Genomic DNA, 17127 nt, shown 5'->3' with positions numbered 1-17127 from the left:
TTAAGCTATTAGTGGATTAAAATCTATATAAATTTTGAGCAGGTCCTCTTGTATATTTGATTTTATTTTTATTTTAAGAAAATTTGCAGTTATATCAACTACTTTTAAGCCAACACCTGCACCTAAAATTCCATATTTATCTTCTGAGACCGGTAGGAAAAATACTGATTTAATTCCAGTTATAGGGGACCTTAACCTGTTGGCTATTAAAATTTTATTAGAAGATGACAAAATTTCAATACAAATATCTTCTCCAAATCTGTAAGCATTAGTCAAGAGATTATAGAGGATCATATAAAAAGGTTCTCTCAAACATTTTAAAGAGATATCTGAATTTTCTATAAAATCTTCAGATAAGCCAGATGTAAAATCAGCTAAATCTAACATAAGGTCTTTTAAAATATCTTTCAAATTCACATTTTCTGGGTCAAAGAAATCTGGATTTTGAATTAGTAAATAAAAAAAACGCAAGTTTTTTAGTAAAGTGAGATAATAGGCCAAATTTTTGGAGAAATAACGTGAAATGTTATCATCCATTTTTAAGGAGATAATTTCTTTGAGGGGCCCAAATAAATTTGCTCCATCGTGGTAGGCCCTTCTTATTAATCTTTCAATCAATGAAATTTCCCTCCCTAATGGGTTATTTTTTGATAAGTTTTTCATCTGTAGCCCTTTGCAATAAAAAAATAGTTAATTCACCCAGTTGCACTCCTTGACTTATATTTTAATCTTATATTATAGTTGATAAAAATTCAACTGTAAACTTTTCTTAAAAAAAGAAAAGAGTGGAGATAAAATGAAAATCTGGGTTGTTGATGATAATCCCTTGCATTCAAGCATGGTAGGGGCAGTTTTGACCAAAAAAGGAATTGAATATAAAATTTTCAACTCTGTGAGTGATATTAAAAACTTTATTTTAAACAAAGACATTGAGCCGTTACCTGATGTTATTTTTATTGATCTGCATCTAGATAAAGGGGCAAGGGGAGAAGAGCTCTTAACTTTTTTAAAAAATAAGTTAAAAGGGAAAAAAATTAAATATATAGCCTTTACTGCAGATATTGAGACTAAGAAAGAACTTGTGAAATCAGGTTTTGACGATGTTATTAATAAACCCATTACCATTGAAAAGTTAGAGCTTTTAATTGGAGATCTCATGCATGGAATTTAAAAAGACTTTAAATCTTTTAAATGATGTATTTACTGATATAGTTGTGGTAATGACTCAAATAGTCAACCTGGCAGATGAGCAAATAAAAAATATAGAGTCATCATCTAAATTTATAGATGATAATGTTGAAAAATTTTTAAATGATATTGAAAATAATATTAAAGAAATTGGAGGAGTATTGACAAAAAAGTTGGTTAAAATTGATATTGAACAATTAAAATTAGATATTGAAGATTCTACAAAGACATTTATGGATATTACAGGTGATCTGGAAATCTTATCATTAAATACTATATGCCAGACCAAAAATTTGGGTAAAAAAAAGGCCACTATATCTTATATCAGTCATGAGATAAAAAAGGATTCAGATAAGGCAAATGTTATTCTTACAAAAATAAAAGAGTCTTTTCACAATATATACGAAAGTGTGAAAAATATCATCAATTTTTTTGACTCCTTAAAAAACATCCAAATGAGAGACAAGGAAATAGATTTAGAATCCATAGGAAAGCTTCAAATTAGTTCAAATGTAGCAAAAATTATGGAATATTCCCAGTTTCACGATATCTTTAGACAACAACTGGAAAAAATAGATGCTATTTATTCTAATATAGATTGGAATAATGACGGATTATTTGAAAAAGGTCAGAAATTGAAATTTTATGAATCTGTGATTCCTCTTTTAAAGGAAATGGAAATGGATATTTCAAATATATTAGAGGAGATATTAGAGGCAATAAAGGAGTACCTATATGACGTGAATACAGATATTCAAAATATGTTTTCTAAGGTTGGATTGGTAGATTATTTCTACAGAATAATGGATAAAAAGAGGGGGCAACTTTTAGATTATTTAGATGAATTAAAAATAAAAATTGACACCCTGCAAGAGGGAACAGAGAATATTTCAAAAGAGATTAATGAGTTATTAAGATTTAGAAAACACTTTTTTAATTTAACCATTGCAACCAAAATTGAGGTTAATAGACTTGGCATTAGCTCCTTGCAGAATCTAGTAACTTCAATGAATGATACCTATAATAATCTGCTTGCTTTAATAAAAAAAATGTTAGATACTGTAAATGTATGGAAAGAAATTTCTGATGATTTGTTAGTTACTATTCAAGAAAGTTATGATACTATTTTTAGAGGACAAAATAAAAGCATAGATATAGGTTTAAATAAAATGCGTGATGTAAATGACAGCGTGGAAAATGAGCTCAATACAATAAAAAAATTACTTGTTGAAAAAGATTATATTAATAGAGTAAAAGAGTATAAAAAGCGAATTATGAAGAGTTTTGAGGAAATGATTTCTTCTTTTGAGATGGGTTATGAAAAAATTAGAGCGAATTTAAATGAAAATGACATGATTTTAGATGATTTTAGGGCAGGGTATGAATCTATAGATGTGGAAAAAATAAAGGCAGGAGAAGAAGAGTTATCTACAATTGAACTTTTTTAAAAAATTTTTATTAAGGATCTGTTTATGAGTTTAGAATCTATACTTTCATTTATAAGTTCACAATTTGGTCTGTCAGGGGAAAAGGCCCTTAAGATAGTCAAGATAACAGAAACATCAATAAATCGCTTACTTGATAAATCAAAAGAAGCAGCCTTAAAAGGTGATAATGAAACCCTTGTTTCTTGTATGCATACCTTAAAGACTAATTTTGCAAACCTTGGACTGAAAGAGCTTTCTGAAAAGGCAAAAGATATAGAATCGAAACTCAAACAAGGTGAAGATATTGATATTCAAGAGGCATTATCCGAGATTTTATCCCTATGGAATAAGATAAAATTTTGAATAAAATTTGTATTGATCATATAGTTCTTCGTGAAGATGATGTCTCTTAGTAAATGCTATTTCATAACTTAACAAGAGAAGATAATAAAATAATAGAGGCTAAAGTAAGTGAAATTTAGTGAATTAGGGAGACTTCTTGAGAAGAATGGATTTAAAATTGTAAAAGAGAAGGGATCAATAAGATATTATGGAAAACCTGGATGGGATAAACTAATTAGAGTTGACTATCATGGATCAAAAGAGGTCCCACCAGGAACATGTATTGCTATACTTAAGGCAGCGGACATAGCAAGAAAATAGAGGAGGCACAAAATGATTGATTTAGAATACTCTTTGATTATTGAAGCAACTGACGAACCAAACTATTTTGGATTTTATTCGCCAGATTTAGAGGGATTTAGTGGAATAGGACATTCAATAGAAGATTGTATTTATAAAGCAAAATGGGGGATGAAGGAACATATAAATCTATTAAAGGAGAAAGGATTGCCTATTCCTCCTCCCAATCCAAATCCCAAAATAATTATACAAAATGAAGAAAAGGGAGCTAATATAAAAGCTGTATATGGCACCCCTTTTGGCGTACCTGTTGTGCCTGATGTGTAAAGTATCATAGCAAGTCTGTCATGTTCCCAAGCTACTCCCTCCTTTCTTCCATGGTCCAACAGGGAGTTGAGATCTCCTATTTCTTGCTTAATACCTGGTAAATCCATGGGGCGATATGTGAATAGATATTCAATTTTTCCCTGTGAGACCACCCTGAGCAGATCGTCCCTCCTGTAGGTAGGGTCAAGAGGCACGACAGTTAATCCCGCGGCCATAGAGGCTATTAACAGAGAGATATACTCAATGGAATTGGGGAAGCAGATTGCGAGCCTTTCGCCCTCTTTCATACCTTTTGCATGTAAACCTGCAATAAGTCTTTCCACCATGTCCAAGAGTTTTGAAAAGGTGGTCCATCTCCCTTGCGAAAAGATTGCCTCCTTATTTGGCCACCTCTTTGCGGCCTCGATGAGCTTACCATATACGTTCATTGTTATTCCCTCTTAGAAACTGTATTTAAATTCAAAATATAACTGTTTTTCATGTTTAAATTCACCAAAATAGGTACTACTCCTTCCCTCCAGGATATGTGCACCAAGAGTGGTAATGATGTGGTCATTCCACTCAAAAGGAAACCTTGGGCTTATACGCCACTCGTTTCTATCACCGTACAATAACAAGACATTGGGCTTAAGTCTTTCATGAAAAAAGTCCGTAGACACCTTTAGGGTGTAGTAATTGGTGACTTTGTGCTGAATACCACCAGATGGTTAAATAAAACTATGTCCATTTTTATCACCTGGGGAGAGGATGGTTTGGATAAACTGAAAGCTAAACAGTCAGTTTGTAAAGAGATATTTATCAAGACCTATTACATATGTAGGTCCCCCTTTTTCTGCAAGAGTGGACATTTTGACATTACCACTTAAATCTTCTTTTTTGACATATTTATCATGAAGGTTACCTTTTTCTACCTTCTCTCCTGTTCCATTATTCACTATTTTCCAAACTCCTCTTGCCATTTATTAAGTGGTGTTTTAATAAAAAAGTTATGGAGAGAAAATACATACAGAACCCTCATGATGCATTTGTGAAGGAGATCTTCTCGCACAAAGAGCAGGCAGAGGATTTCTTAAAAAATTATTTGCCTCAAAATATTTGCAAATTAATTGATTTTAATCCTCTTGCCATTGTCAAAGATTCCTTTGTAGATGAAGATTTAAAAAAAACATTTTTCTGATTTACTCTATGAAGTTCAGATAAGTTCCAGAGATGGATTTATTTATTTGCTTTTTGAGCACAAAAGCATTCCTCAAAGATTTACTGGTCTGCAGCTTCTCAGGTACATGGTCAAAATCTGGGATCTATATCTCAAACAAAATCAATCTTCTACTCTACCTGTTATTCCATTAGTCATATACAATGGTCACAGGAAATGGACAATAAAAACAAACTTTTCCGATCTTTTTGGAGAGACTGAAAAGGAGTTAGATATTTATATACCTGACTTTAATTACCTGCTTTACGACCTCTCCTCTATATCTGATGAAGAAATCAAAGGAAAGATGATATTAAAGGCTACTTTAATGGCCCTTAAATACCTTACAACACCTGAACCAGGTAAACATCTGGAGCGTATTTTCAATCTCTTTAAAGGACTTGGGGAGAGTAATACACCACTTCAATATCTGGAAACGCTACTTCGCTATATAGGGAGTGCAACTGACAAGATAGATGAAGAGGATATAAAAAAGGCAATAAAACAAATAGAAAAGGGGGCGGATATTATGCCAACACTTGCTGAAAAATGGATAGAACAAGGTCGTATGGAAGGCATGATCCTGGATGCCCAGGAAATGGTCATAGAAGCTTTGATAGAGAGATTTGGCTTCCTTAAACCTGAATTATCTGTTAAAATTAGAGGTGTAGCCAACAGAGATGTTTTAAAAAACCTGCTTAAGCTGGCTATTAGAGTCAACTCTTTAGAGGAATTTGAGGAAAAGTTAAAACAAGTTGACAAGTTTTACGTTCTGAATTCTAAATTTTTGGAAAATTAAACATTGACCATAGAAGCTTAAATGATTTAATCCTAAAGGAAGTGAAGAAGGCTCTTGCTATATAAAAAACAATTCCAATAAGTTATGATAAAAGAGCAAAAAATAGAACAAAAGTTTATAGAAAAGCTCAAAGAACAAGGATACACCTACCGCCCTGATATCCGAGATCGCGCTTCTTTGGAACAAAACTTCCGCCAGAAGTTTGAAGAGCTAAACAAGGTCAAGCTCACAGACAACGAGTTTGAAAGACTTTTAGAAGATATCGTCTGTTCGGATGTCTTTACCTGCTCTGAGCGTCTACGCCATATAAATAGCTTTGAACGCGAGGATGGAACACCACTGCATTATAAACTGGTTAATCTTAAAGATTGGTGCAAGAACAGCTTTGAGGTAATAAACCAGCTTCGCATAAATACACGAAACAGCTTTCAGCGTTATGATGTAATACTTTTAATAAATGGTCTGCCCCTTGTGCAAATAGAATTAAAAAGCTTAAGCATTAGCCCTCGTCGCGCAATGCAACAAATAGTTGAATACAAACGCGATCCAGGAAATGGTTATGCCAACACTCTTTTAAGCTTTATGCAAATTTTTATCGTCAGCAACCTCAGTAACACCTTTTATTTTGCCAATAACAATCAGGAACATTTTGCCTTTGATGTAAATGAGCATTTTTTACCCATATACCAGTGGGCAACTCCTGATAACAAAAAAATCACTTATCTTTACGATTTTGCCGAAGATTTTTTATCAAAGTGCACTTTAGCCGAAATGATAAGCCGTTATATGGTGCTCATCCAGACTGAGCGTAAAATTATGATGATGCGCCCCTATCAAATATATGCAGTTAAAGCCATTGTGGACTGTATTCATCAAAACCGCGGAAACGGCTACATCTGGCACACCACAGGCAGTGGCAAAACCCTTACCTCTTTTAAAGCATCAACCTTGCTTAAAGATAACCCCGATGTGGAAAAGGTTCTTTTTGTAGTAGATAGAAAGGACCTTGACCGCCAGACCAGGCAGGAATTTAACCGTTTTCAGCCCGGATGCGTTGAAGAAAACACAAATACTGAAACTTTGGTCAAACGTCTACTTTCCGATGCTTATGCTGATAAAGTAATTGTTACCACAATCCAAAAACTTGGCCTTGCACTAAATGGAAGCAGCAAAAAGGGATATAGAAAAAGGCTTGAATCTTTAAGAAATAAACATATAGTTTTTATATTTGACGAGTGCCATCGTTCTCAGTTTGGCGAAAACCACAAAGCCATCCGCGAGTTTTTCCCAAAGGCACAGCTGTTCGGATTTACTGGCACGCCTATTTTTGAACAAAACGCCACCTACCGCACTATTGAAGGGCAAGAAGCACACATGGTTACTACTGCAGATATCTTTGGCAAACAACTTCATGCTTACACCATTACCCATGCCATAAACGACGGCAATGTACTCCGCTTTCATGTGGAATATTACAAACCAGAAGGCGCACCAATTAAGCCCGGCGAGACACTTGCCAAACAAAAGGTTGTAGAAGCGATTTTAGAAAAACATGACGCTGCAACAGCTCATCGCCGTTTTAACGCCCTCTTTGCCACTGCCTCTATTGACGATGCCATAGAATATTACCGTCTTTTTAAAGAGATACAGGCAAAAAAAGCAAAAGAGGATGAAAACTTTCGCCCTCTAAATATAGCCTGCGTCTTTTCTCCGCCAGCAAATGGCAACCGAGACATTGCCCAGCTTCAAGAAGACCTACCACAGGAACTATTAGACAATCGCAAGGACCCTGACAGAAAAAGGGAAGCCTTAAAAGAAATTATTGCAGACTATAACAAACACTACGGAACCAATTTTGACATAAATAGCTTTGACCTTTACTACCAGGATATCCAGAAGCGTATAAAAGACCAGCAGTTTCCAGATAGCGACCTGCCACGGAAGAAAAAAATAGACATTACCATTGTGGTGGATATGCTCTTAACTGGTTTTGACTCCAAATATCTAAATACCCTTTATGTGGATAAAAATCTCAAATATCACGGCCTTATTCAGGCCTTTTGTAGAACCAACAGGGTGCTTAATAACTCCAAACCTTACGGCAATATCCTTGATTTTAGAGGCCAAAAGGCAGCGGTGGACGAGGCCATAGTGCTCTTTTCAGGAGAAGCAGGAGAGCGGGCTCGCGAAATATGGCTTGTTGACCCTGCTCCAAAGGTGGCAGAAAGATTTGAAAGTACTGTAGAAGAGTTAAAAGAGTTTATGAAATCTCAAGGAATTGAATGTAGGCCATCAGAAGTGGCAAACTTACAAGGCGACGAGACTCGCGCAGCCTTTATAAACCATTTTAAAGAGGTGCAGCGTTTAAAAACTCAGCTTGATCAATACACTGATCTGGATGAAGAGCTTAAAAGCAAAATTGAGGAATTATTGCCAGAGGAAGAACTTCAAGCTTTCCGCGCTGTTTATCTTGATGTGGCAAAAGATCTTAAAGCCAAACAGGAAAAGAGCAAAGACCCAAATGACCCTCTTGGCCAGCTTGATTTTGAGTTTGTGCTCTTTGACTCTGCCCTTATTGATTATGACTATATTATGAAGCTCTTAGCCCGCTTTAGTCAGCAGGAACCTAAAAAGCAAAAAATGACAAGGGAGCAGCTTATAGGTCTTCTTTCAAGCAATGCCAAGTTTTTAGATGAGCGCGATGAGCTAATAGAATATGTAAATACCCTCAAAGAGGGAGAGGGCTTAAGTGAAAAAGAAATCCGCGAAGGCTATGAGCATTTTAAGGCGGAAAAATATAACCGTATGGTAGCTGATATTGCAAACAAGCACGGGATTGAAAAACAAGCTTTGCAAGAATTTATAGACTCTATATTAGACCGTATGATATTTGACTCACAAAAACTAACAGAGATTCTTTCTCCCCTTGGCCTTGGATGGAAGGCAAGGGCAAAAAAGGAGCTTGAACTTATGGACGACCTTACGCCACTTTTAAAAAAACTTGCAAAGGGCAAAGAAATATCGGGGATTGAGTATTATGAATTATGAGTTATGAATTAGTTATATATAAAAAAGATTAGGCTTATGTAAGAACAATTGATATAGGAAAAAAATAAATAAATTAGCAGATGACTTAAAAAAGTTTTAGATTTTATGGATTTTTTATATTTAAAGCCGTAGTAATATGGAAAAAACTGAAAATAGAAAATTTAATTTTGATTGGGAAAGAGGAATGGCAGATTATAAAGAGAAATATGATTCAGTTAGAAATGAAAAAATATAAATTTACCAAATATTTTGAAAACGAAGTTTTAAGAAAAAGACCTTATATTAAAAAGGAGTGGTGTATAAAAGTAATAGAAAATCCTATAAAAGTTGAAAAACAAGAAGGAAACAGATGGAGATTTTGGGGTATTGTGGAAGAATTTGACAGTAAAATATTTAGGGTAGTAACATTAGAGGATAAGATAACCATTCATAACGCGTTTCCAGATAGGAGGTTTAAAAAATGAAACTAAAATATTATCCTGATACAGACTCCTTATATATAGATTTATCAGAAAAATCAAGCGTAGATAGTCAAGAGATAGCAGAAGGTGTAGTAGTAGATTTTGATGAAGAAGGAAATATTGTTGGGATAGATATAGACAATGCTAGTCAAAAGATAGCTTTAAAGAGTTTAACAATAACAAAATTGCCTTTTGAACAAAAAGAGATTAGAATTTAAGTGTCTAACAAATTTTTCACCAGACCTGCTATACGGCGTACGAGTGAACTTGGGCATTGAATTGCAGCATATATCAGGAGTATAATAATGTGAGGAAACTATGAGTGATAAAAATAATCCTAATCCAAATGACAAAGAGAAAAGGATAAAATCCACTAATCCCCCGACTCACAATTCATCATTTTCTTTACTGCCAAAACTGCGTTTTCCTGAGTTTAGGAATGCGGGACCGTGGGAAGTGAAGAGGTTGAAGCATATTCTTGTTTCTATCTCAAATGGACTCACTATCAATCAAAATAGTAACTCCGATGGTTTCAAGGTAACAAGAATTGAAACGATATCCAATGGAGTTATTGATATTACTAAAGTAGGGTATATACATACTGAACAGGACATATCACCTTTATTTAGTAATATTAACAGTCTCACACATATTGGAAAATGTGCTTATATTGATAAAGATTATGATTTATATCATGGAATGAATCTCTTGCGTTTGGTTATAGATAAAAAAAATAATGTTCCCAAGTTCGTGTTTTATTTGATTAATACTGAAAGATTTCAGTCATCAATAAAAGCCAGGGCAAATCAGGCTGTCAATCAAGCTAGTATTAACCAAACAGAGGTTGGAAAAAGTTGTATTCTGATACCAAAAAAGCCCGAACAACAAAAAATCGCCGATTGTCTCTCATCCATTGATGAGCTGATAGAATTTCAAACCAAAAAACTTGAAGCCTTAAAAGCTCACAAAAAGGGACTTATGCAGCAGCTCTTTCCGCGTGAGGTGGACTAAATTATGCCGGCCAGAGAGAACATTCAGACTTTTTCAGACCTTAATGCGCTGGCACAGCACCTGCGCAACCGCTTGCAGGATAAGAAAGTTATCTTAATTTTTGCCTATAATGGCACAGGTAAAACCCGCCTTTCTATGGTTTTTAAGGAACTTGGTAAAGAGAGAAGATGGTGAAGTTATTTCCCGCGACACCCTCTATTTTAATGCCTTTAGCGAAGATCTCTTTATCTGGGATAACGACCTTGAGAACGACCGCGAGCGGGTGCTCAAGATGAATACCGCTTCACACTTTTTTTCGGGCCTTGCTGAACTGGAGATGGAGAGCCGTATCCGCCAATTTCTTCACCGATATGCCGATTTTGAGTTTGATATAGATTACACGCACGGTACCATACGCTTTTGGCGTGAGGTGCAACAAAATGATAACGGAGAAGATGAGCCTATTTTGATTAAGATTTCACGCGGGGAAGAAAACATCTTTATCTGGTGCTTTTTTCTTGCCATTGCTCAGCTTGCTATTGAAGGTCAGGAAGCCTATGAATGGGTGAAATACATCTATATTGACGACCCAATTTCCTCACTTGATGAAAACAACGCCATTGCCGTAGCCGCCCATTTGGCGCGTATGCTAAAAAGTCAGGATCGTGTTAGGGCGGTAATATCATCCCATCACACCTTATTTTTTAATGTGCTGTGCAATGAAATGAAAAAGGCACAGCCCTATTTTTTAAGTCATGACGAAGATGGTTATCATCTGCGCGACACCACGGACACACCCCGTTTTTATCATGTGGCTATGCTCAAAGAGCTGCACAAGGTAGCACAGACCGGTAAACTTTACACCTATCACTTTACTATTTTACGCAGCATTATGGAAAAAACGGCGGTTTTTCACGGATTTAACAGCATAGGTGATATTATTAAACGAGAGCGAGACGATGAAGATGGAATGCTTCATTATCGTTATGTCCAGCTTTTAAGCCACGGCAATTATTCCCTTTTTGAACCTGTGGAAATGCTGGAAGAAAATAAAGAGATATTTCGCAAGATACTTAGAAACTTCATGAATGATTATCGCTTCAATCCGGATTTATTTCCTGAAGTGGAAGACGAGGAGGTTTAAAAATGACCAAACAGGATCAGGACAGCCTTGGTAAAGTCCTCTGGGCTATTGCTAGTGAGTTTCTTAGAGGCTCTATGAATGCCGATGATTTTCGTGATTATATGCTGGCTTTTATATTTTTGCGTTACCTCTCTGACAACTATGAAGAGGCAGCAAAGAAAGAGCTTGGCTCGGATTGGCCAGAGCTTGATCCACAAGATTGCCGCTCGCCGCTGGCTGTATGGTATGAGCAAAATCCGGATGATATAGAGGAGTTTGAAGAATATATGCGCCGCAAGGTGCACTATGTTATAAAGCCTCAATATCTTTGGAGTAATATCGCCAAAATGGCGCGCACACAGGATGAAAATCTTCTTAAAACATTAGACAAAGGATTTAAGTTTATTGAAGATGAAGCATTTTCAAAGAGTTTTAAAGGCCTTTTTTCAGAAATAAACCTTAATTCTGAAAAACTGGGAAAGACTTATAAGCAAAGAAATGAACGCCTTTGCAATATTATTCAAAAAATAGCCGAGAGGCTTAAAGAGTTCCCACAGGAGCGTGACCTTTTAGGAGATGCCTATGAATATCTAATTGGTCAGTTTGCAGCCGGAAGCGGCAAGAAGGCAGGAGAATTTTACACGCCTCAACAGATTTCAAGTATTCTTTCAGGCATTGTTGCCCTGGACAGTCAGGACCCTTCCATAGGTAAAAAGAAAAAACTTAATAGAGTGCTTGATTTTGCCTGCGGTTCAGGTTCGCTCCTTCTCAATGTGTGGAAGCGTATGGGCAAAGACGGAGTAGGTAAACTCTATGGACAGGAAAAAAACATTACAACCTATAACCTTGCCCGTATGAATATGTTGCTTCATGGGCTGAAAGATACAGAATTTGAAATCTTTCACGGTGATAGTCTTTTAAATGAATGGCCATTTTTACGCGAGGAAAATCCAGCAAAAAAGATAGAGTTTGATGCAGTTGTTGCCAATCCTCCGTTTAGCTACCGCTGGAAACCAACCGAGGAACTGGCTGAGGACTTTCGTTTTAAGGGTTATGGCCTTGCTCCAAAATCTGCGGCTGACTTTGCTTTTTTACTGCACGGCTTTCACTTTTTACACAGAGAAGGCACAATGGCCATTATCTTACCGCATGGAGTATTATTTAGAGGCGGAGTTGAAGCAAAGATACGCAAAAAATTAATTCTTGATAATAATATAGATACGATTATCGGACTTGCGCCAAAACTCTTTTACTCCACTGGCATTCCTGTTTGCATCCTGGTTTTGAAAAAGTGTAAAAAATATGATGATGTGCTTTTTATCAATGCAAGCGGATTATTTGAAAAAGGCAAACGTCAAAATATTCTCTTGCCTGAACATATTGAAAAGATTGTTGAAACTTATCAATCCCGTCCTAAAGACGAAGTAAAAGAAGAACTTGAAAACGGCTCTTTATTTGTATCCCGCAGGGTAAGCATGGAGGAGATTAAAGAAAATGATTTTAATCTCAATATTTCCCGTTATGTAAGCACAGCAAAACCAGAACCAGAAGTCGATTTATCACAGGTGCATAAAGAGCTAAGTGAATTGACAAGAATGATTTCCGAAGCCACTCAAAAACATAATGAATTTCTTAAAGAACTTGGATTGTCAGAACTTCCATGACTTAATAGACGTGGAAAAATAAAGAGATGGCATCAAGACTTAAAGAAAACTTGTATTCAGTGGCTTATCCCTCTTTATTCTTTAAATTTTTCCCCTTTTCTTCAGATAAGTTATCATGTTTAGAAGTACATTTTTAAAATAACTACTCCATTTGAGAGCTTCTTTTATGTCTGCCAGAATTTCTTCTAATTCATCAGGATATTCATGAGCGAGCTTATTTCTAAGTTTCCTTAATTTAATCCAGTTTTCAGCAGAATCAATAATTTTTAGTTTTTCAAGTTTATCTAGCATATCAATAAAACTCATATCATCTCTATAATCTCCAGTTTCAATAAGGAAAGATTTAAATAACTTATATCCCATATAGTCCTGCAATTTCATAAAACGAAAAATAAACGTATCTATTGTTTTAATAATTTCAAAATTTTCAATATCTACATCTTCTAATTTTCCCATGCTCTTTATTTCATCAGTAGCTCTCTCAAACCTTTCAAGATGTATTTTTGAGATTTTTATCGCATCACGAATCATATTTCTATCCCTTTAGCCACAGCTTCTGAATGTATTTTCTTTAGCTTTGTTTCAGGAGTAATCACAAGTAAATCCACCTTTCTCCCTATACCTTTTAACTCAAGTTTGGCCAAAAAATTAATTTTTTCTGAAACAGATATTATTCTGGGACTTTTAACTAAAATATCTATGTCACCACCTCTTTTATCCAAAAAGACACGGCTCCCAAAAATAAAAATTTTAACATCTTTCCCAAAAACTTCTTTTGCTACTTCTTTTATGATTTGTATCTCCTCTTCAGATAATCTAACTTGTTTTTTATACATAATGCTTTAACTTTAAATTTCCTTTATATTTTACATTGCTTACCTTGACAATTAACACAGTAGCAAGCCCCTTATCTTTTCTTCCCTAAGCTCTGCAAATCTCTTTTCCACCTGGGGCATAAATAGTTGAAGGGTAGCCTCTCACCGAACAAGTCTTTCCCTATCCTCCTGAGTAAAACCTGTATTTTCAGCAAAAGCTGAAATTACAATAAAAAAACAACACACTAAAATACAACTTAATACCTTCTTTGTCTTTATCCCCGAATTTTTTAATTCTAACCGAGAATAAGATGTTATCCTTCTATTGTCAACACAGGTTTTCCTGCTCTTTAACCCGGCTTTGACAGTTAGAGAAGGCATTATTCGCCTGGCACCATTTCCTTAACGCATTGATAGTTGACAGATTTTATGAATAGTCATACAATAAGACAAATCAGGTGTGGGAGGATAGTATGCCAAAAATGAGTATAAGAGAAATTACAAGAAATTTTAAAGATATTGACAAATACGACTATATAGAAATTGAAGATAAAAAAACTAATACAATTAAGGGAATAATAGTCTCTGGTAAATATCTTGATGAGATTAGAGCTATGATAAAAAAAATTATAAAAGAAAAGAAGAAAAAAGAAAGAGATGAATTTATGAAATTTGCAGGAATTGTGAGTGGAGACACAAAAGATATGTCAGAAAAAGAGCTAAGGAAATATCATGCCTCAAAATATTTGGAAAAATAAAATATTTTTAGATACAAACATTATAGTTGATATAATTGATAAAAATAGAACAAATCACTTTTATAGTGTAAAATTAATCGAATTAGCAATAGAAAACAACATAGAAATAGCAATTAGTGAAGACATGTTGACCACTGTTTTTTATGTGATAAAAAATAAAAATAAAGTGCTTAAATATTTAGATTATATTACAAAGAAGTGGAATATTTATCATTATGGTAAGGAATTGATTAAAGAGGCAATAAATATATCATTGAAGGAAAAGGTAGATTTTGAAGATGTGTTGCAATGTCTTTGTGTCAAGTATAACAATTGCAATATTTTGATCACAAATGATAAAAAGTTTTACAATTGTGGAATTAAAATAATGACCAGCAAGGAGTTTATGGAAAAATTTATAGTATCCTTCAGAACTTGATATAATAGGAACGATTTGATATAATGAATATTTATGAAAGGGGAACGTATTTTCCTTTTATTGCAAATGTCTTAGTTGTATATCCATTCCTGTAATTCCTTTCCCTTTTTCCTTTAATCCTCTCATATTTGAGCCTTCCTAAAAAAAATAGTAAGTTCAACTTCCATCATCTTTGTCAGAAATTTCCCTATGGGGTCCTTAATATCTCTTCTTATCAACTTAACCCAAGTTTGTCAAAATAATAGGATTTTTATAAAAAATTTGGTTGATTTTGTGGTGCAAAATGTTATAATCTGTTGGAATTATTGAATTAAATTTTTTAAAGACTGAATGTAGTGATAGAAAAAATATTTCGCATCTTGACAAAGAAAAACCGATTTGATATAATCCTTACCTATGTTTATCCGCAAAGTTAGAAAAACCGATCCCAAATCTGGAAAAACTTATTTCTACCATCAATTAGTAGAATCTTACAGAACCCCTGATGGTCCCAAGCAGAGAACTATTTTAAACCTTGGAAAACTGGATCTGTCCAGGGAGGAGTTAAAATTTCTTGCTAATAGAATTGAGGAATTATTAAAAGGACAATTGTCGTTATTAAAAGTCCCTGAAAAAATTGAAAAACCTGCAAGACGTTTTGCAGGTTTAATAAGAAAAAAAGCTCTTCAAAAGAGTGAGGAGAAAACAAAACATGAGGCTCATTGGAAGATGGTTGATGTTGCTTCAGTAAAAAACGAAGATGTCAGATGTGTTGGAGCAGAAGTTGTAGGGGCCTGGGCATATGATAAACTTATGATTACAAAAATTTTAAAGGAAATAGGTTTTAATAGAAAGGATATAGATAGAGCAAAAGTTCTTATAGTTGGGAGTCTGATAAATTGTGGGAGTGAGAGGGAAATTCATAAATGGTTTCACCGGTTAAGTGGGCTTGATGAGGTAATGAATATTGATGCAAAAGTGGTATCGCTATCCAGTTTATATAGGACTCTGGACAAGCTGATAGCCAATAAAGAAGCTATAGAAGAGAAGGTGGTAAAAAGAGAAAGAGAACTTTTTGGTCTTGGAGAACAGCTTATTTTATATGATCTGACTAATACATATTTTGAGGGGAAGGTTACAAGCTCAGAATTGTCAAAGAGAGGTCTATCTAAGGAGAAACGAAATGATAGGCCATTAGTGACAGTAGGTATAGTACTTGATGAAGATGGTTTTCCCAAGGCCAGCAGGATTTTTCCTGGTAATGTGTCGGAAGCCTCAACACTGAAGAAGATTTTAGATGATTTTTTTATAAATTCTCCAAGATCGCTTACAGGCAAGCTTACAGTAGTTATAGATGCAGGTATAGCCACGGAAGAGAATTTAAAACTAATCAGAGCCAAAGGACTTGATTATATATGTGTAGACAGAGGGCGAGTAAAAGAACTTCCCTCAGGTGAAGAAAGTATAGTTCATGAGAGTAATAGTGGCAAAGTATATGCGATACGAGTAGAAGAGCCTGAAGAGGTATTTTTATATTGTAAAAGTAGCGGTAGGGCCAAAAAGGAAGAGGCAATAAAAAATCGTATTCAACTTCGCCTGGAAAAAGATTTACAAAGGCTCAAGCAATCTCTTACAAGAAAAGGAGGAATCAAAAGTTATCCGAAGGTACTGGAGAGGATAGGAAGAATAAAAGAGAAATACAGCAGTGTGTCGCAATTTTATGAGATTAAAGTAAAGGAAGAGAATGGCAAAGCAGTGGATATTTGCTGGAGAGTAAGAGATAAAGACAAACTTCATGTAAGATTTTCAGGAGCGTACAAACTTAGAACTTCCAGGACAGAGCTAAGTAATAAGGAATTATGGGAGATTTACAATCTTCTTTCAAATGTAGAAGCATCATTCAGGAGCTTAAAGAGTGAACTAAAATTAAGACCAATCTATCATAGAATAGATAAACGAATAACAGGTCATATTTTTTTAACCATATTAGCTTATCATCTGCTTTGTGTTATTCAAAGGAGATTGAGACAAAGAGGGATTTCAAAATTATGGGAAACAATAAGAAGAGAGTTAAGTACCATAATTAGAGTAACCACCACTATGATAACCCAGGAAGGTAAAACAATCCATCTGAGACAAATAACAGAATTAGAATCTTTTCAACTGGAGATATATAATGCCCTGGAACTTCCTTTAAAGCCTTTATCTAGCATTTTAAAAATTAATTGATAAATTTGTAGTGAAGAAAAAGATGATTGAATTCAATAATTACAATATCTTACAAAAAAAGTAA

General features: G+C 34.7%; 21 protein-coding genes. 16 read left to right on the top strand and 5 right to left on the bottom strand.

Annotation, left to right across the window (positions count from 1 at the left end; all coding sequences use genetic code 11):
• A complete protein-coding gene (locus ACYQ1E_RS03870) occupies window positions 1-663 on the bottom strand; it encodes a hypothetical protein (protein ID WP_459875506.1) in 663 nt (220 codons plus the stop codon).
• Between the two features lie 133 nt (window positions 664-796).
• On the opposite strand from ACYQ1E_RS03870, the gene ACYQ1E_RS03865 reads away from it, so the two are divergent.
• The 4 genes from ACYQ1E_RS03865 (at window position 797) to ACYQ1E_RS03850 (ending at window position 3278) form a co-directional block, all read left to right on the top strand.
• Window positions 797-1171, top strand: coding sequence for a response regulator (locus ACYQ1E_RS03865; protein ID WP_459875504.1), 375 nt, complete (start codon window positions 797-799; stop codon window positions 1169-1171).
• A complete protein-coding gene (locus tag ACYQ1E_RS03860; RefSeq protein ID WP_459875502.1) occupies window positions 1161-2636 on the top strand; it encodes a hypothetical protein in 1476 nt (491 codons plus the stop codon). The genes ACYQ1E_RS03865 and ACYQ1E_RS03860 overlap by 11 nt, the downstream gene beginning before the upstream one ends.
• 24 nt (window positions 2637-2660) lie before the next feature.
• Window positions 2661-2978, top strand: a complete 318-nt coding sequence (locus ACYQ1E_RS03855; RefSeq protein WP_459875500.1) for an Hpt domain-containing protein — start codon at window positions 2661-2663, stop codon at window positions 2976-2978.
• A 108-nt stretch (window positions 2979-3086) separates the two neighbouring features.
• Window positions 3087-3278 carry a type II toxin-antitoxin system HicA family toxin gene (locus tag ACYQ1E_RS03850; RefSeq protein ID WP_459875498.1) on the top strand — a complete coding sequence of 64 codons (192 nt, stop codon included), beginning with the start codon at window positions 3087-3089 and terminating at the stop codon, window positions 3276-3278.
• 131 nt (window positions 3279-3409) lie between these two features.
• On the opposite strand, the gene ACYQ1E_RS03845 is transcribed toward ACYQ1E_RS03850, so the two are convergent.
• Together ACYQ1E_RS03845 and ACYQ1E_RS03840 are read right to left on the bottom strand one after the other, a co-directional pair.
• On the bottom strand, window positions 3410-4012 hold the full coding sequence (locus ACYQ1E_RS03845) for an AMP-binding protein (protein ID WP_459875496.1): 603 nt from the start codon (window positions 4010-4012) through the stop codon (window positions 3410-3412).
• Window positions 4013-4360: 348 nt separating this feature from the next.
• Window positions 4361-4519 carry a hypothetical protein gene (locus tag ACYQ1E_RS03840; RefSeq protein WP_459875495.1) on the bottom strand — a complete coding sequence of 53 codons (159 nt, stop codon included), beginning with the start codon at window positions 4517-4519 and terminating at the stop codon, window positions 4361-4363.
• A gap of 53 nt (window positions 4520-4572) precedes the next feature.
• Here ACYQ1E_RS03840 and ACYQ1E_RS03835 point away from each other — a divergent pair, with 53 nt between their 5' ends.
• The 9 genes from ACYQ1E_RS03835 to ACYQ1E_RS03795 all read left to right on the top strand — a co-directional run bounded on the left by ACYQ1E_RS03835 (window position 4573) and on the right by ACYQ1E_RS03795 (window position 12864).
• Window positions 4573-4761, top strand: coding sequence for an Rpn family recombination-promoting nuclease/putative transposase (locus ACYQ1E_RS03835; RefSeq protein WP_459875493.1), 189 nt, complete (start codon window positions 4573-4575; stop codon window positions 4759-4761).
• A 46-nt stretch (window positions 4762-4807) separates the two neighbouring features.
• On the top strand, window positions 4808-5578 hold the full coding sequence (locus ACYQ1E_RS03830) for an Rpn family recombination-promoting nuclease/putative transposase (protein WP_459875491.1): 771 nt from the start codon (window positions 4808-4810) through the stop codon (window positions 5576-5578).
• Window positions 5579-5662: 84 nt separating this feature from the next.
• The gene (locus tag ACYQ1E_RS03825; RefSeq protein WP_459875489.1) at window positions 5663-8626 is read left to right on the top strand and encodes a type I restriction endonuclease subunit R; all 2964 of its coding nucleotides are present in this window, start codon (window positions 5663-5665) and stop codon (window positions 8624-8626) included.
• Between the two features lie 221 nt (window positions 8627-8847).
• Window positions 8848-9090 (top strand): hypothetical protein, encoded by a 243-nt coding sequence (locus ACYQ1E_RS03820; RefSeq protein ID WP_459875487.1) that lies wholly within the window; start codon window positions 8848-8850, stop codon window positions 9088-9090.
• The gene (locus ACYQ1E_RS03815) at window positions 9087-9305 is read left to right on the top strand and encodes a DUF2283 domain-containing protein (protein ID WP_459875485.1); all 219 of its coding nucleotides are present in this window, start codon (window positions 9087-9089) and stop codon (window positions 9303-9305) included. Before ACYQ1E_RS03820 ends, ACYQ1E_RS03815 begins: the two co-directional genes overlap by 4 nt.
• Before the next feature lie 100 nt (window positions 9306-9405).
• The gene (locus ACYQ1E_RS03810; RefSeq protein ID WP_459875483.1) at window positions 9406-10098 is read left to right on the top strand and encodes a restriction endonuclease subunit S; all 693 of its coding nucleotides are present in this window, start codon (window positions 9406-9408) and stop codon (window positions 10096-10098) included.
• A 3-nt stretch (window positions 10099-10101) separates the two neighbouring features.
• A complete protein-coding gene (locus ACYQ1E_RS03805) occupies window positions 10102-10272 on the top strand; it encodes a hypothetical protein (protein WP_459875481.1) in 171 nt (56 codons plus the stop codon).
• Complete coding sequence (locus ACYQ1E_RS03800; protein WP_459875480.1) at window positions 10250-11221, top strand: AAA family ATPase; 972 nt, start codon at window positions 10250-10252, stop codon at window positions 11219-11221. Before ACYQ1E_RS03805 ends, ACYQ1E_RS03800 begins: the two co-directional genes overlap by 23 nt.
• Before the next feature lie 2 nt (window positions 11222-11223).
• A complete protein-coding gene (locus tag ACYQ1E_RS03795; protein ID WP_459875478.1) occupies window positions 11224-12864 on the top strand; it encodes a type I restriction-modification system subunit M in 1641 nt (546 codons plus the stop codon).
• An 81-nt stretch (window positions 12865-12945) separates the two neighbouring features.
• Here ACYQ1E_RS03795 and ACYQ1E_RS03790 read toward each other — a convergent pair whose 3' ends face one another.
• Together ACYQ1E_RS03790 and ACYQ1E_RS03785 are read right to left on the bottom strand one after the other, a co-directional pair.
• The gene (locus ACYQ1E_RS03790) at window positions 12946-13395 is read right to left on the bottom strand and encodes a hypothetical protein (RefSeq protein ID WP_459875476.1); all 450 of its coding nucleotides are present in this window, start codon (window positions 13393-13395) and stop codon (window positions 12946-12948) included.
• Window positions 13392-13700 carry a nucleotidyltransferase domain-containing protein gene (locus ACYQ1E_RS03785; protein WP_459875474.1) on the bottom strand — a complete coding sequence of 103 codons (309 nt, stop codon included), beginning with the start codon at window positions 13698-13700 and terminating at the stop codon, window positions 13392-13394. The genes ACYQ1E_RS03790 and ACYQ1E_RS03785 overlap by 4 nt, the downstream gene beginning before the upstream one ends.
• Window positions 13701-14152: 452 nt before the next feature.
• Between ACYQ1E_RS03785 and ACYQ1E_RS03780 the strand changes: the two genes are divergently transcribed.
• The 3 genes from ACYQ1E_RS03780 to ACYQ1E_RS03770 all read left to right on the top strand — a co-directional run bounded on the left by ACYQ1E_RS03780 (window position 14153) and on the right by ACYQ1E_RS03770 (window position 17063).
• Complete coding sequence (locus ACYQ1E_RS03780) at window positions 14153-14437, top strand: hypothetical protein (RefSeq protein WP_459875472.1); 285 nt, start codon at window positions 14153-14155, stop codon at window positions 14435-14437.
• Complete coding sequence (locus tag ACYQ1E_RS03775; protein ID WP_459875470.1) at window positions 14412-14855, top strand: type II toxin-antitoxin system VapC family toxin; 444 nt, start codon at window positions 14412-14414, stop codon at window positions 14853-14855. The genes ACYQ1E_RS03780 and ACYQ1E_RS03775 overlap by 26 nt, the downstream gene beginning before the upstream one ends.
• A 396-nt stretch (window positions 14856-15251) precedes the next feature.
• On the top strand, window positions 15252-17063 hold the full coding sequence (locus tag ACYQ1E_RS03770; RefSeq protein WP_459875468.1) for an IS1634 family transposase: 1812 nt from the start codon (window positions 15252-15254) through the stop codon (window positions 17061-17063).
• The last annotated feature ends 64 nt before the right edge of the window (window positions 17064-17127 follow it).

The sequence above is a fragment of the Desulfothermus naphthae genome, from assembly GCF_054657475.1.
Note: the sequence above shows the minus strand (reverse complement) of the source record. Positions and strands in the feature narration are given on the sequence as shown.